Genomic DNA, 15807 nt, shown 5'->3' on the forward strand with positions numbered 1-15807 from the left:
TAACGACTCAGATGGACAAGTTCAGCGCGCTGATCCCTGGATAGATCGCAAAGAGGATCGTGACCGGCAGCACGAGGAACACGACGGGAACCATCATCAGAATCTCCCGCTGGCCGCCGAGCTCGATGAGTTGCTGCTTGCTCGCATCGCGTGCGTCCTGTGCCTGCGCGCGCATCACGTCGGCAAGTGGCGTGCCGCGTTCGACTGCGACGACAATTCCATCGACGAACCTGGCCAGACTCGGCAGCCCGGTGCGGTCGGCCAGCCCCTGCAGAGCCTCCGGCAACGACGCACCGGCCCGTGCGTCGCTCAGGCATTTCGCAAGCTCGGCCGACAGCTCTCCGCGCGAAAGGCCGGCCACCCGCTCCAGCGCAGCCGCCGCACCCTCCCCCGCTGTGACGGCAAGGGCGAGCATCTCTGCAACTGCGGGAAACTCGGCGAGGACCTGCCGTTCACGCCCTTCGGCCGCTCGGGTCAGCATCTGATCCCGTGCCACGATCCCGGCCGCTACCGAGCCGACCACGACTCCGATGGCAGTGACGACCGAGGCGTCACCGCCAACGAACTTCAACGACACGTATGCCGTGCCAACCAGGCCGGCGAGCACACCCCACAGCGCCTGCTGCGCTCGAAACCCCTCAACATCGCACGGCTGTCCCGCACGCTCCAGTCGGCGACGCACCGATGCAGCCCCGCCAAGGATGTGGTCCACCACGCATCCGAGTCGATGCATCAGCGGTGCCAGGGCCCTGTTGACATCGAGCCTGTCGGTCCCACCGGCAAGCAGCCGGGACGGTGCCGGCACGTCCTGCACGTACGGCGCCATCCGAGAGATAAGGTCGGGCCGCCTACGAAACGGCAGCCCGAGATACGCCAAGAGGACGCCGCAGGCGGCCACCGCGCCGAGGAGCACACCCATCCATGTCAGGCTGGCGCTCATCGCATCACCCGCACCTCTTCAGGAAGACGCCCGATTCGGCGCATGACCCGGTAGGCCACGAAGGACACCATCGCTCCGATCACCAGCACCGCGATGCCGGCCGGGCGTCGATAAGCCTCCAGCGAGTCTCCGCGGGTCGCCAACATTGCCAGGACGATCCAGGGCGCTCCGAGCGCCAGCCGGGCGGCGTTGACCGTCCAGCTCTGTCGTGCCTCAAGCTCAGCGCGAGTGCGAGCATCGTCACGCAAGAAGGTGGAGAGAGTGCGCAGCAGCTTGCCGAGGTCGGTCCCACCGACCTCGCGCGCGATGCGCAGAGACTCGATCAGGCGGTCAGCCACCGGATCACCAAGTCGGTCCTTCAACGCGTTCAGACATTCGTGGAAGCGCCCGGTGGCGCGGTAGTCGTAGGCGAACTCAGCGAACATCGGCCGCAGCTCCTCCGGTCCGCGAAACGCCAGCTGAGCCAGAGACTCCGGCAACGCCAGGCCGGCGCGAACCGCGGACGAGATGTGGTCGACGACATCCGGCCAGACATCCCGGAGCTGGCGACGACGACGACGCGCCCGCGAGCGCACCAGCACGATCGGCGCATATCCGGCGATGAAGGCGAAGACCACGGCAATGGCCGGAACGGCCGTCGCTGCCATTGTCAGGAGGAACACCAGAACGGCAATGCCGATGGCGAGCCCGGTCAGCCGGCCAAGGGTGAGTCCCGCGATGCCCGCTTGCGCGAGGTCGTCCTGCATGGCGGCCGTCATGGCCGTGCGGCGTCGCGTGCGGGCCCGTTCTGGCCGCGGCCAGAACGACCACCAGATGCAGAAGAGCCCCGCCCCGAATACCAGGCCGATGACGCTCGTCATCGTAAGCTCTCCCCGGGCCACCTCACGAAGTCCCCCTTCATGCGCGGTCTCCCAGCACCTCTGCGACGTCAAAACCGGCGCGCGCGAAGCGATCCTGATGCGGTGGGAACCCGTCACCGCGCACGAGCGCGTCGTCCCGTTGAACGAACAGCTGGGACAGCTCGATCACGTCACCCTCGGCACGCCCTGGCACCGCGACGATCTCCCGCACGCGACGTCGACCGTCACGCTCCAGTGCCAGCTGCACGATGACGTCGATGGAGCTCGCAACGGTCGGCACGACGAAGCTGGTGCTGACGTTCGGGCCCGCGAGCAGCGGCAAAGTACACATCTTGACAATCGCCTCCCGCGCCGAGTTCGCGTGCAAGGTCGCCATGCCGGGCAACCCACTGTTCAAAGCAATGAGGAGGTCGAGGCTCTCCTCCTGCCGCACCTCGCCGACGATCATCCGGGAGGGCCGCATACGCAAGGCCTCCTTGACCAGGCGCCGAAGCGGGATCTCACCCGTCCCCTCGAGGCTGACCTGCCGGCACTGCATCGGTGCCCAGTCCCGCAGGCTGAGCTGCAGCTCAAAGACCTCCTCGCAGGACACCACTCGTTCATTGGCCGGGATCGCGGAGGCGAGGCAGTTCAGCATCGTGGTCTTGCCCGCCTGTGTACCGCCCGAGACCAGAACGTTCAGCCCGGATGCGACGGCCGCAGTGAGGAATCGCGCCGCAGGGCGGGTGAGGCTACCCATCCGAACCTGGTCGTCGAGCGTGCGGGCGCGGACAACGAACTTGCGGATGTTGACGAACCACGAGCTGCGGGTGACGTCTGGAATGACGACGTGCAATCGACTGCCATCCGGCAGCGCCGCGTCCACAAAGGGCGACGACAGGTCGATCCGCCGGCCAGACGGCTTGAGCATCCGCTCAACCAGGGTCTTGACCTGTTCATGGGTGAGGATGGTGGACGTCAGCTCGGCAACCCCCTCGCGCGCGATGAAGACGCACGCCGGGTCGTTGATCCAGATCTCTTCGACGGTCGGGTCATCGAGGTACGGCTGGATCGGTCCGTAGCCGAGCACGGCATCCAGCACGTGCCGAGTGGCCCTCTCCGCATCCTCAAGTGGCGCGAGTCCACCGCGGATACTGCGCTCCTCATAGTCCTCGACGACATCGCGGACCAGTGCCTGCAGGACGTCCCGGTCCCGACCTGGGTCCAGCCGCTGCCGGCGGATGAGCTCGCGCACCTCACCCTCGACTACCTCGATGCCGTCCATCACATCGCTCCCCAATCCTTCCGGCTCGCCCTCCACGGCCGCTCGCGCATCGATCAACCCAATGTGCTATCAAAACCGGCTTGACCAGATCTTGTACATTGATTGGCGAAACCCATACCAAACGCATACCTTCTGGCCGAAGCCCGCTGAGACCAGAATGCCAGGAAGTTCCTTCTCCACTCGAAGTTATCCACAGGCCCCTCACGGCCCTGCGCCCCTCGCCGCATACTTCGTGATGTGCCACCCGTTCCCGTCGCCGACGAACGCGCCGCCTTGCGCGTGTCACTCGTGCGAACCAGTGACGCGGCGACCCGCACCCTGTGCCTTCGCTACGCTCCCGGGACCCCGTGGTCCAGCGCGCGCGCCGCACTCAGGCGAGCGGGGATCGACCTGCCGGGAGCCCTGTATGCCGGTCACACACCGATCGAGGCGGACACGCCCCTTGGCCTGCCGCCCCTGATCAACAACTGCGTACTCACCGACCGCCCGTCGGATCCACCCGCCCGGCGGCTGCTCGAACTCGTCGTGATCGAGGGACCTGACACCGGCCGCCGAGTCACCGTCGGTGCAGCCGACATCACTGTGGGCCGATGGCACGGCTGCACCCTGAGGTTGGACGACCCGGACATCTCGAGGCACCACTGCACCATCGCCCTCGATCAGGGGCGCATTACGGTGATGGACTGCGCGTCGACCAATGGCAGCCATCTCGCCGAGCAGCGCCTACTGCCCCACGCCCCTGCCGAACTGAGGGTCGGCGGCCGGCTGCGCATCGGCTCCTCGACACTCTGCCTCATCCGGACCAGCGGGCCGCCGCGCGCCGTCGAGTGCGACGGTGCCGGTCATATCCTGGTCAGGCGCGCGCCACGCCGTGGAGACGCCACCCCTCCGGCTCGCATCGATGCACCGACTCCGCTGCGAGCCGTCGAGCCACGCTCGATGCCGTGGGCCATGGCGCTGCTGCCGCTACTCCTGGCGGTGGTGATGGTGCTGGTCTTTCACAACACGATGTTCCTCATGTTTGCACTGCTCAGCCCCGCGATGATCATCGGGCAGCATGTCACGGAGCGGCGCATCGGTGGCCGGAGCCGAAAGCGTGACATCCGCCAACATGCCTACGATCAGGCCGACTTCGCCGGCCGCCTCGCATCCGCCCTACAGACCGAGCTGTACGCACGGCGCCGCAGCAGCCCACCACTTACCGACCTGGCCCAGACTGCCGCGCTTCGCGACGAGCACCTCTGGGAGCGCAACCCCTACGACGCCGACTACCTCCTATGGCGGGTGGGCACGGGCACCCTGCCCAGCGACACTGTGGTCCACGACCAACGCGGCGACCGCCATGAAGATGTCGAGGAGTCTCCAGTCACGCTGTCGCTCCGGCAATCCCGAGTCACGGGCGTATGCGGTGACGCGACCGTCGTCGACGCCCTCCTCGCCAGTCTGCTGGTGCAGCTCGCAGTCCTGCACACCCCACGAACGACCCGTCTGATCATCCTGTGCAGCACCAGTGACCACGCGGCCCGCTGGTCGTGGGCGCTGGCGCTGCCGCACCTTTCGCCACGACCCGATGCAGGCGCATCGGTGTTTCTTGCCGACCCGGACACGCCGGGCTTCAAGCCCATGATCGCCGCGCTGACTGCCCTGGAGGCGAGCCGAGACTCCCCATCAGAAGTGGCCCCGCCGCATACGGTCCTCCTTCTCGACGAGGCCGCCGACTGCATGGCTCTGGCACCTGTCGCCGACATCGTCAATCGCGCGGCCGAGCTCGGCCTGACGGTCGTTGCGCGATCCCCGCAGCATGCCGACCTGCCGTCAGAGTGCACCGCGGTGGTCTACGTCGACCAGCGGCTGGTCCAGATTTCGGGGGTCCTGCACGCAAGCGCCACACCCGATCTGCCTACCGCGCCGCTGCTCCATGACACGACGCGCGCGCTTGGCGGCCTCGCGGATGCCACGCCAGACACGTCTGCCGCACAGCTTCCGAGTGACATTCAGCTCCTTCCGGTCTTGCACTCGGTGACCGGCGTCGACATCACCAACCAGACTGAGGTGGCGGCTCTTTGGGCCGCCACCCAAGGCTCCACTGCCGCTGTTCTCGGCGTCGATACTCAGGGCCCGACAGTCGTCGACCTGGCCACCGACGGCCCGCATGCGCTGGTTGCCGGCACCACGGGCGCGGGCAAGTCCGAGCTCCTGCAGACACTGATCGTGTCGCTCGCTGCCCGCAACCGCCCAGATCAGATGGTCTTCGTCCTCATCGACTACAAGGGCGGCGCAGCCTTCAAGGGCTGCGCTGACCTGCCACACACCGTGGGCCTGGTGACAGACCTGGATGGTCACCTCACCCGCCGCGCGCTGACATCCCTGGAGGCCGAGCTGCGTCGGCGCGAAGGCATGCTGGGTGCCGTCGGGGCCAAGGACATCATCGACTACCAGAACGCAGCGCGCGACGAGCCCCTTCCGCGGCTGGTCCTGGTGATCGACGAGTTTCGCGTTCTTGCAGAGGAACTGCCCGACTTCATCGCCGGGCTGGTCCGGGTCGCGACCGTCGGCCGGTCCCTCGGTATCCACCTGGTGCTCGCGACACAGCGCCCCGCAGGGGTGGTCTCGCCGGACATCCGGGCCAACGTCAACCTGCGCATCGCGCTACGTGTCAGGGACGATGCGGACTCTCTGGACGTGATCGGCAGTGGCTTCGCCGCCCGCATCAGCGCCGCCGAGCCGGGACGTGCCGTCCTGCGCGCCGGCGGTGGACCGGTCACCGTGTTTCAGACCGCTCGGATCGGTGGAGCCGGCCGCGGCAGAAGCGACGGTGACGTACAGGTGGCGACCACCGACCCGGTCACCGGTGCTCCCCTGTGGCGGGAGACGTCGACCGAAGATCAATACCCAACCGACCTTCAACGGTGCGTGCTGAGTCTGCGGGCCGCGGCGAGCGTACGGGATGCCACATCGCCCCGATCGCCCTGGTTGCCACCGCTGCCCGACCTGCTGGACATCGCCGATCTCACCGGAGAGGCACGCTGCTTCTCGAATGCCGTTGCGAACGCCCCAGGGTCCACCTGGATCGTTGCGCTGATGGACCTTCCAGCGGAGCAGCGGGTTCGACCCGTGGGGTGGTGCGCCGACCAGGACGGTCAGCTGTGTCTGGTCGGCGGCCCACGTAGCGGCCGCACGTCAGCCCTACGGACACTGGCAGCGCAGGCCTGCCGCCAAGAGACACCCGATGCGCTCCATCTCTACGCACTCGACTCGGGCGGCGGGCTGTCCGCACTCAGACACCTGCCGCACTGCGGAGCCGTCATCGGCCGAGACGACGTCGGCCGGCTGTCGCGTCTGGTGGACTGGCTCGGTGACGAGATTCGCACTCGTCAAGAACGATTCGCGAAGTCGCACTGCAGCAGCTACGCCGAGCATCTCGCCGCGTCGGATGACCGGGTGCCTCGCATCGTCCTGCTCATCGACGGGTGGGAGACATTCGCCGAGGTCAGCGACGAGGTGACCGGCGGTCGACTCGTGGAAGAGCTCGGGCAGGTCCTGCGCGACGGAGCCGCTGTCGGTGTGTATGCGGTTGCCACCGGTGGCCGCGCGCTCACCAGCGGCCGGGTCAGCGCCTGGTTCTCCACTCGAGTTGCGCTGCAGACAGGCAATGAGGCGGACCTGCTGATGCTCGGCCTGCGCGCCGCGCAGGTGCCCGACACGATGCCGCCGGGCCGCGGCCTGCTACTGCCGGATGCCACCGAGCTGCAGATCGCGCTGGCCGGTGGCCAGGTCTCGGGCGCAGCGCAGGCGCGCGCCATCGCCGCGGTCCCGCAAACCTGCGCACCGGGCTGCGCGGGGCCACGAACGTTCACCGGCCTGCCGCACCGGACCGCACGCGATGAACTGCCGTTGCACTGTCAGGACACCCTCCTGTTTGGGGTCGGGGGTGAGCGGGCGGCACCGATCGGCATCCCGTGGCCGGCTCGAGGTGGCCTGGCAGCGTTGATCGCCGGCCCAGCACGCAGCGGAAGAACCACCGCGCTGATCACCGCGGCGTGTGGCCTCGCGGAGCACGCCCCAGTCGCGTTCGTCGGATCACCCGGGCCAGACTCGTTACCCCTCGGGGTGACGGTGCACGACCCGGACGACGTCACCGGCGTTGCGCAGTGGTGCGGTGCGCATCCGGCCGGGGCGTTGCTGATCGACGAGGTCGACCGCATCGCGGGCAGTCCGAGCGAGGAGCCACTCCTGCAGCATCTCGCCAGGATCCGCGCCACCGGCGGCACGGTCATCGCCGCCGGGCAGGCCGGCGAACTCGCGAACATCTTCCGCGGCCTGGTCCCCGAGTTGCGACGCAGCCAGACCGGCGTGCTGCTGCAGCCCGGGCGACACGACGGGGACTTGTTCGGCATACGCCTCGGACCGACCGACCGGCCAAGACCAGGGCATGGAGTGCTGGTCGTGCACGGACGAGCGACCGAGATCCAGGTCGCGACGTGAGTCGACTGGTCCGACGGACGCGCGACAAACCGCCTCGATCTTCAGATCCCGATAACAGGCGCAGAGGCGCCATCTGCCGGAAGCCGAAACGGCATGCACGCACTGGCGGTCCAGCCGTGCCGTCATCCGTCCTGCCGAGGACGGGCAATCCGTTCATCGACAGCTCCACGTGGCCGAAGTCCTTCACCATCTCAACTCGATAGAACTGCGATCCGACGTCTTCTACACCGGGGAGTGGGTCGGCACCCTGCGCAACCACTCACCCTCGACCGTCCAACCCTCCAGGTCGGCGAGACCACGAAGCGAGTTCTGGTACGTCATGACGAGCGGCTCGACACATTTCCAGCCTGATCGCCACGCTCAGCAACGCAACCCCCGAGAGTTCTGCTCGAGCGGCTAGCACTCGAAATGGGATCGATCAGACCGGGCAGACCATGTCACGGCGTCTTCGGATCAATGACGGACAAGTGACCGAGACACCGTTCGAAGTGTCCGCGCAGTGGTTAGCGTCGGAAGCACCCTGCTCCCCGACCGATAGGACCAAGACTCGTGCCGAAGCCCCTCCGACTCGCCGTCGGTGTGCTGGGTGCCGCGCTTGCCGCATCCGCGGTCAGGCGTCCCCCTCGACCCGGGGTCGCGCCGCTTCCCGCCGACTTCCGGTGGGGCGTCGCCCTCGCCGGGGTCCAGTCGGAGGGCCACTGCCCCGACAGCAACTGGCGACGCTACAGCGAGCAGCACGCACCGACGGTGTCCGACGAGATCGGTGACACCGCCGACTGGTTCTGCCACGTCGAAGAGGATGTGGCACGCGCCAAGGACCTCGGCATCGGCACGTTCCGCTACTCCGTCGAGTGGGCCCGGACGCAGCCGGCGCCCGGTGAGCTCGACCCCGAGGGCTTCGCGTTCTACGACAAGGTGATCGACACGATCGAGGCGACCGGCCTGAAGCCGATGATCACGCTCGACCATTGGGTGTATCCCGGGTGGCTGGCCGACCGTGGCGGGTGGCTGTGTGACGACGTGGTCGAGCTCTGGCTGCAGCATGCGCGCCGAGTCGTCGAGCGGTATGCCGGTCGCGACGTCACCTGGATCACCATCAACGAACCCGGCATCTATGTCGGCTTCGAACGCCGCAACCGCAAGCTGGGTCGCATGGAGGTCGGCACGATGAAGCGCCGACTCGTCGAAGCGCACCGCGGCGCCTACGCTCTGGTCAAGTCGCTGGACCCGGGCGCGCTGGTCACCAGCAACATCGCCTACCTACCCGCGCCGCTGAACCTCATCGACGACCGGTGGTTCTTCGACCAGACGATCGACACCATGGACTTCCTCGGGATCGACTACTACTACGGCCTGTCCGTGGGCAATCCGACCGTGGTCAACGATCTCGTGGGTCGCCTGTGGCGGATCCGCACGCAACCGGACGGCCTGCTGCACGCCCTGCGCATCTATCACCGCAAGGCGCCACACCTGCCGATCTGGATTGTCGAGAACGGCATCTGCACCGACAACGGGAAGCCTCGCAGCGACGGACTCACCCGCAGCGACCACCTGCTCGACCACCTCTATTACCTGCAGCGCGCCGCCGACGAAGGCATCCCGGTCATGGGCTACAACTACTGGAGCCTGACCGACAACTACGAATGGGGCTCCTATCGGCCGAGATTCGGCCTCTACCGAGTCGACGTCCTCACCGACTCGGCCAAGACGCGCCACGAGACCGACGGCGTCGCCACCTATCGCGCCGCGATCGCCCGGAACGGTGTGCCCGAGGGCTACCGACCGGTGCGACGTGAGGCGTGGGGCTCCCCCGCCGCGCCGTGGTCGACCACCCTCGGCCGGCTGACCCACCAATGAACAGACCACCCGCCCCGTTGTGCGCGCCTCACGTGCTTGGTTCGAGCGTCACCTGGGATCCGGGCATCACTTGGGATCCGGGCGCCGATTGGGACTCGCGCGTCGCTGCAGACCGACGGCCATGAGCAGCACGCCGACCAGGATGAGCCCGGCGCACCACCACATGGCGCTGCGGTAGGCGTGCCCGACCACCGGGCCCACCCGGTAGTCGCTGCCGCTGAGACCCACCACCAAGGGCAGCGCCGCGATGACGAGCAGACCGGCCGTGCGGGAGACCGCGTTGTTGATGCCGCTCGCCAGGCCGCTGAGGTGATCGGGCGCGGCCGCCAGCACCGTGCCGGTCAGCGGAGCGACCAGCATCGACAGCCCGAGCCCCATAAGCACCACCCCGGGCAGGATCTGGGTGACGTAGGACGGGTGATCCGGTGCCAGCGCGAGCGAGCCGAACGCGACCACCAGCGTTGACCCGCCGGCGAGCATGGGGCCGCGCGCGCCATACCTGGTGGCGACGCCGCCGAATCGGGAGGCAAGGAAGAACATCATCACCGACATCGGCACGGTTGCCGCGCCGGCCGCGAGCGGCGACCAGCCGGCGCTGAGCTGCAGATAGACCGCAAGGACGAACATGCTCCCCGCCAGCGCGCCGTACACCATCAGGGTTACCAGGTTGATGATGCTGAAGTCGCGGTTGCGCCACAGAGAGGGCGGGACCATCGGGAACTGCACGTGGCGTTCGACAATGACGAACGCCGTCGCGGCGCACACCCCGATCACGAGTGCGGCAACAGTCGGCGGCGAGGCGCCCGTGTCGGGCCACGCCGTCAGGGCCCAGCTGAGGCCGGCGAGCGCGAGCGGGGCGAGCACCAGCGCGGGCAGGTCGACCCCGCGGTGAGCGTCGGCGTCGCGTGACTCCGGAGCGGTCCGCAGCAGCCACAGCACAACCGCCGCGATCGGCACGTTGATCCAAAACGCTATCCGCCAGTCGATACCGACCAGCCAACCGCCCACGACGGGACCACCTGCGGTCGCGATGCCGAGGGTGCCGGTCCATGCCCCGATGGCTCGCATCCGGTCATCTCGGTGGAAGGACGCCTGCAGCATCGCCAGGCTGCCCGGCGTCAGTAGCGCGCCCGCGACGCCCTGCAGCAGCCGGGCGAGGACCAGCAGCTGGATGGTCGGTGCGAGCGCGGTCAGCACCGATGCGACAGCAAACCCACCGACGCCCCAGGCATAGACCCGCCTGCGTCCGAGACGGTCGCCGAGCGAGCCACCTACCAGGATCAGTGACGCGAGGGTGAGCGTGTAACCGTTGACCACCCATTGCAACCCGGCGAGATCGGCATGAAAGTCGGCGCCGATGTGCGGAAGCGCCACGTTGGCCACGGTGCCGTCCAAGAACGCCATGCCGGACCCCAGCACGGTGGCCGCAAGCAGCAGCCGCCCCGCCGGCTCACTGGTCCGAAGGAGCCCGCTGTCGAGCGGTACGACTGGGCCGGTCACCTCCTGAGCAACCGCACCGGTGTCAACGGCATTCCCGCAGACCTCATCCGTCGAGTGGACCACGTAACCGGCGACTGGAGCACACACTTGTACTCCACTCGAGCCCTGCGTACTCCACTCGGGGGGCGCGGGGTCCGGCTCGGTGGCGCGGGGTGGGATTGGGGCCGGGTGGCCGTTCAGGCGTCGGGGTCGCCGAGGAGCGCACTGGCCCAGGCTGCGTGCGTCGAGTCGTCGCTGCTCGGATGGAAGAGGCCTGCCAGCACATCGCGATAGAGGCGGGACAGCTCGGAGCGGTTGAAGTAGGCCGATCCGCCGGCCACTCGGATCGCCTGCTCTACGACGCGCAGCGCCACGTTCGTCGTGCGCGACTTCACCGCGGACAGCTGCGGCAGCCACAGTGACCCGCGATCCACGCCATCGTCGACGTCCTGCGCCGCCTGCGTGATCTGCGGCCAGATCCCGTCCAACGCGATCGCCGCATCGGCGATGCGCCACCGCACGTCCGAGTCGCCGGCCAGCGAAGCACCGTCGTTCTGGCGCGAGGTGCGCCGGTGCGCGCTCTCGACGGCAAGATCGAGCGCTCGCTGGGCCACGCCCGCATACACCGAGGCCACCAAGATCTCGAAACTGGCGAAGATACCGACGATGAACGGGTCCGCCGTCGGGCCGGGCGGTATACGGCGCGCGATCCGCTCTGCCGGCGCCGGCGCGCCGTCCAGGACCGTGGTGCACGACTGAGATGCGCGCATCCCCAGGGTGTCCCAGTCGTCCTTGACCTCGACGCCACCGCCGTCGCGAGTGATGAAGCCGTAGACGCTGCGCGGTCCGTCACCGCCGCTGGCGTCGGTGCCGAAGGTGCCAAGGCGGGTCCAGGCCGGGGACAGTGACGTGAAGATCTTGGTGCCGTGGAAGGTGTAGCCGCCGGACCCGTCCGGCCGCGCCTCACTGTCGGAGCCGAAGAGCACCAAGTCGTTGCCGGGTTCGGAGATGCCGAAGCCGAAGACCTCGCCGGCGCCTGCCTCTTCGAGCACGAAGTCCATGGAGTCGTCCCCGCTGCGACGCACCACCTGGGCGACGCTCATCCACACCTGGTGCATGTTGACCGCGAGGGCCGTGGCTGGTGCGGCACCTGCCAGTCGCCGCTGCTCGCAGACCATCTCCCGCAGTGAGAGGCCTGCACCGCCCAGCTGGGTCGGCACCATGGCCGTGAGGTAGCCGGCCGCCTTCACGTCTGCGAGGTCCTCGACGAAGAAGGCATTGTCCCGGTCGTATCGAGCTGCTCGAGCACGGATGCGCTCGAGCAGCTCGTCGGTCAGGACCTGCCGAGACACGGCCCGGTCAGCGATCGCCGGGCGTGTCCATCACGGCGGAGTCGGGCCCGTCGTGATGCTCGATCTCCTCGGGTACGACAATGATCGGCCGGGTCCAGGCCCACACCGCCATGATGATCGAGACGATGATCAGTCCGATGCCCGTCCACAGGTTCAGGTTGAGCCCGTCACTCTTGGCGATCTGCTGGCCACTGTGATGCACGATCCCCATCACGGTGAGGACGATGCCGTAGATCCCGAGCAGCGCGGCGATGATGTTGCGGACGTCGAAGAGTCCCGCAGCGCTTCGACCGGAGCTGGTCTTTTCTGACATGGCATTTCCTGTTCTTCAAGTGCTGGAAGTCAGTTCGGGGCGCTTGGTCAGTGGAAGATGATGTTGAGGATGATCACCATCACCAGCGACACCAGCGCGAGCTTGACGGGCGACAGCCACCAGTGCGCGACTACCTCGTTGGCGCCGTGATGATCTCGCGGCGTCTCGGAGTGAACGAGACCGACCAGTTCGGCCGCAGGCTTGGGTGCAGTCACGAGACTGACGACGATGCTGACCACGATGTCGACGACGAAGGCCGCACCGGCGCAGACGAAGCTTGCGCCCTGACCGGACAGGTTGAGCACACCAACCGACATGCCACCAAGCGCATCCTGCGACAGGACGCCGACGACCACAGCACCGACCGTCCCGGACACCAGGCCGACCCAACCGGCCGTAGCCGTCATCCGCTTCCAGAACATGCCGAGGATGAACGTGGCAAACAGCGGGGCGTTGAAGAACCCGAACAGCGTCTGCAGATAGTTCATGATGTTGGAGTATTGGCTCGCGAACACCGAGGTGCCCACCGCGATGAACGTGGCGACGACGGTGGCGATCCGGCCGAACGACAGGTAGTAGTTGTCGTCGCGGTTCTTGACGATGTACGTCTCCCAGATGTCATACGACATCACCGTGTTGAACGCGGAGATATTGGCGGCCATACCGGCCATGAACGCAGCGAGCATGCCGGCGATGGCGACACCGAGCAGCCCATTGGGCAGCAGGTCACGCATCAGGAAGAGCAGCGCGTTGTTGTAGTCGGGGTTCTTCTGCCCGCTGAACGCCCCGAGACCGGCGGCGGCCATCCCCGGAATGATGATGATGAACGGGATGAACATCTTCGGGAAGGTGCCGATGATCGGTGCGCGGCGGGCCGAGTTCATGTCCTTGCTCACCATGGCGCGCTGGACCTCGACGAAGTTGGTCGTCCAGTAGCCGAAGGAGAGCACGAACCCGAGACCGAACACGATGCCGACCACGGAGAGGAACGAGCTGCTGAAACCGGTCAGACCCTGACCTGGCCAGGACTGCATCGGGTCGTGCGCGAAGTTCATCGAGTGCAGCTTGGCCGACAGTCCGCCCCAGCCTCCGATCTTGTGCATCGCGACGATCGTCACCGGCAGCAGCGCGGCGACGATGACGAAGAACTGCAGCACCTCGTTGTAGATCGCCGCGGACAGACCGCCGAGCGTGATGTAGGACAGCACGATCAGCGCCGCGATGATGGTGGAGATCCAGATGCTCCAGCCGAACAGCGTGTGCACGATCGTGGCGAGCAGGAAGAGGTTGATGCCGGCGATGAGCACCTGCGCGACCGCAAAGCTGATCGCATTGACCAGGTGCGCCGCGGGCCCGAAGCGCCGGTTCATGAACTCCGGGACGCTGCGCACCCCGGAGCCGTAGTAGAACGGCATCATCACCACGGCGAGGAAGAGCATCGCCGGGATCGCGCCGATCCAGTAGTAGTGGAAGGTCGCCATGCCGATCTGTGCGCCGCTGGCCGACATGCCCATGATCTCGGTGGCACCGAGGTTTGCCGAGATGAAGGCCAGACCGGTGATCCATGCCGGCAGGGAGCGCCCGGACAGGAAGAAGTCGATACTGCTGGAGACCTGGCTGCGCGCCAGCAGGCCGATCCCGAGCACGAAGCAGAAGTACAACGCGATCAAGACATAGTCGACCGGACTCGCGTCCAGTCTCAGCACGGATGCGTCCATCAGCATCAGGAGTGCCTCCCCTTCTGTTCCGGTCCAACGGCTCACGCTAGCGAGGCAATCGCCCGCGATGGGCAAAGGCGACCGACGTGTCGTCCACTGCTCTCGGCGGAGAGCAATTCCCGCACGATACGCCGGAGCCCCGAATCCGCGACGCAGGACGCGCCGACTGGTCTATACCAACCGTGTGATAGCTCGATCGTCACAGACCTGCGGAGGGAGCGTCCCGATCGGTAGGCTGAACTGGCGATGGCGCCCGTGCACCATCCGAAGGAGCACCTGATGGGAACCAAAGAGAAGTTCGTGATCGTCGGCGCGGGTCTGGCGGGGGCCAAGACTGCGGAGGCCCTGCGAGATCAAGGCTTCGACGGCCGGATCCTGCTGATCGGCGAGGAGTCCGACCGCCCCTACGAGCGCCCACCGCTGTCCAAGGACTTCCTGCGCGGCCGATCGGAGCGGAACACGATCTACGTCCACCCGCAGAGCTGGTATGCCGAGCACGACGTCGACCTGCGCCTCAAGACGTCGATCACGGGGATCAACCCGGCACGGCACGAGGTGAGTCCGGCCCTGGGCGAACCGATCGCCTATGACAAGCTGCTGCTGGCCACCGGGTCGACCCCGCGCCGTCTCACGGTCCCAGGGGCAGACCCGCACCGCGTGTTCTATCTGCGTCGAGTGGAGGACTGCATGCAGCTGCGGTTCGCCATGACGAGCGCCTCGAAGGTCGTGGTCATCGGTGGCGGCTGGATCGGCCTCGAGGTGGCCGCCGCCGCAAGTGAGGCAGGGCTGGACGTCACCGTGCTCGAGGCCGATGACCTGCCGCTGCTGCGCGTGCTGGGCAGCGAGTGCGCACAGGTCTTCGCCAAGCTGCATCGTCGGCACGGCGTCGACCTGCGCCTGGGCACCCAGGTCGTCGAGTGCACCGGCGACGACCCACGTGCTGCCGCCGGTGTGCAGCTCGCCGACGGCAGCGTGATCGAAGCCAACCTCGTGGTCGTCGGCGTTGGCGCGTCACCGAACACGGCTCTCGCGCGGGACGCCGGCCTGGTGCTCGACAACGGCATTCGCGTCGATGAGCACCTGCGCACCTCCGACAACGACATCTATGCGGTCGGTGACGTGGCCAACGCGTTTCATCCTGCGCTCGGCCGGCATCTACGGGTGGAGCACTGGGCCAACGCCCTGCATCAGCCCGCGGTTGCCGCGGCGTCGATGCTGGGTCGGGATGCGGTCTACGACCAGGTGCCCTACTTCTACAGCGATCAGCACGAGCTGGGCATGGAGTACCGCGGTTACGTGGAGCCGGGCGGATACGACGAGGTGGTCTTCCGCGGTGACACGGAGCAGCTGGAGTTCGTGGCGTTCTGGTTGCGCGACAAGCGCGTGCAGGCCGCGATGAACGTCAACGTCTGGGATCAGGGCGACACCATCGAGTCGCTGATCCGCTCGAACCGGCAGGTCGACTGCTCCGAGCTGGCCGACCCGCATACGCCGATGGCCGAGGCACTCGACGGCTAGCACACCTGCCGATCTGAGGCA

The 15807-nt window shown here is 67.3% G+C and carries 10 protein-coding genes and 1 pseudogene; 3 read left to right on the plus strand and 8 right to left on the minus strand.

Going from position 1 to position 15807, the window contains the following annotated elements:
* Window positions 1-7: 7 nt before the first annotated feature.
* From FGL98_RS14350 to FGL98_RS14360, 3 genes are read right to left on the minus strand one after another with little or no spacing between them, the layout of a single operon-like run.
* Window positions 8-940, minus strand: a complete 933-nt coding sequence (locus FGL98_RS14350) for a type II secretion system F family protein (RefSeq protein WP_146317600.1) — start codon at window positions 938-940, stop codon at window positions 8-10.
* Entirely contained in the window at window positions 937-1800 is an 864-nt protein-coding gene (locus tag FGL98_RS14355; protein WP_146317602.1) for a type II secretion system F family protein, read from the minus strand. Before FGL98_RS14355 ends, FGL98_RS14350 begins: the two co-directional genes overlap by 4 nt.
* A gap of 37 nt (window positions 1801-1837) precedes the next feature.
* The gene (locus tag FGL98_RS14360) at window positions 1838-3064 is read right to left on the minus strand and encodes a TadA family conjugal transfer-associated ATPase (RefSeq protein ID WP_146317604.1); all 1227 of its coding nucleotides are present in this window, start codon (window positions 3062-3064) and stop codon (window positions 1838-1840) included.
* Between the two features lie 237 nt (window positions 3065-3301).
* Between FGL98_RS14360 and FGL98_RS14365 the strand changes: the two genes are divergently transcribed.
* Window positions 3302-7549: a type VII secretion EssC family protein gene (locus FGL98_RS14365; protein ID WP_146317606.1), complete on the plus strand. Its 4248-nt coding sequence runs from the start codon at window positions 3302-3304 to the stop codon at window positions 7547-7549.
* Between the two features lie 118 nt (window positions 7550-7667).
* Here FGL98_RS14365 and FGL98_RS27135 read toward each other — a convergent pair.
* Window positions 7668-7808, minus strand: a pseudogene (locus FGL98_RS27135) (DUF1961 family protein); the annotation flags it as partial.
* A gap of 290 nt (window positions 7809-8098) precedes the next feature.
* Here FGL98_RS27135 and FGL98_RS14375 point away from each other — a divergent pair.
* The gene (locus tag FGL98_RS14375; RefSeq protein ID WP_222432185.1) at window positions 8099-9406 is read left to right on the plus strand and encodes a family 1 glycosylhydrolase; all 1308 of its coding nucleotides are present in this window, start codon (window positions 8099-8101) and stop codon (window positions 9404-9406) included.
* Window positions 9407-9472: 66 nt separating this feature from the next.
* Here the strand turns inward: FGL98_RS14375 and FGL98_RS14380 are convergent, their stop codons facing one another.
* The 4 genes from FGL98_RS14380 to FGL98_RS14395 all read right to left on the minus strand — a co-directional run bounded on the left by FGL98_RS14380 (window position 9473) and on the right by FGL98_RS14395 (window position 14268).
* Window positions 9473-10993, minus strand: a complete 1521-nt coding sequence (locus FGL98_RS14380) for an MFS transporter (protein WP_246136553.1) — start codon at window positions 10991-10993, stop codon at window positions 9473-9475.
* An 89-nt stretch (window positions 10994-11082) separates the two neighbouring features.
* Window positions 11083-12237: an acyl-CoA dehydrogenase family protein gene (locus FGL98_RS14385; protein WP_146317610.1), complete on the minus strand. Its 1155-nt coding sequence runs from the start codon at window positions 12235-12237 to the stop codon at window positions 11083-11085.
* 7 nt (window positions 12238-12244) lie between these two features.
* Entirely contained in the window at window positions 12245-12550 is a 306-nt protein-coding gene (locus FGL98_RS14390; protein WP_146317612.1) for a hypothetical protein, read from the minus strand.
* 47 nt (window positions 12551-12597) lie between these two features.
* Entirely contained in the window at window positions 12598-14268 is a 1671-nt protein-coding gene (locus FGL98_RS14395; protein WP_146317681.1) for a sodium:solute symporter family protein, read from the minus strand.
* 279 nt (window positions 14269-14547) lie between these two features.
* Between FGL98_RS14395 and FGL98_RS14400 the strand changes: the two genes are divergently transcribed.
* Window positions 14548-15786 (plus strand): NAD(P)/FAD-dependent oxidoreductase, encoded by a 1239-nt coding sequence (locus FGL98_RS14400; RefSeq protein WP_146317614.1) that lies wholly within the window; start codon window positions 14548-14550, stop codon window positions 15784-15786.
* Window positions 15787-15807 lie beyond the last annotated feature (21 nt).

Source organism: Leekyejoonella antrihumi, from assembly GCF_007845645.1.
Taxonomy (GTDB): domain Bacteria; phylum Actinomycetota; class Actinomycetes; order Actinomycetales; family Dermatophilaceae; genus Leekyejoonella; species Leekyejoonella antrihumi.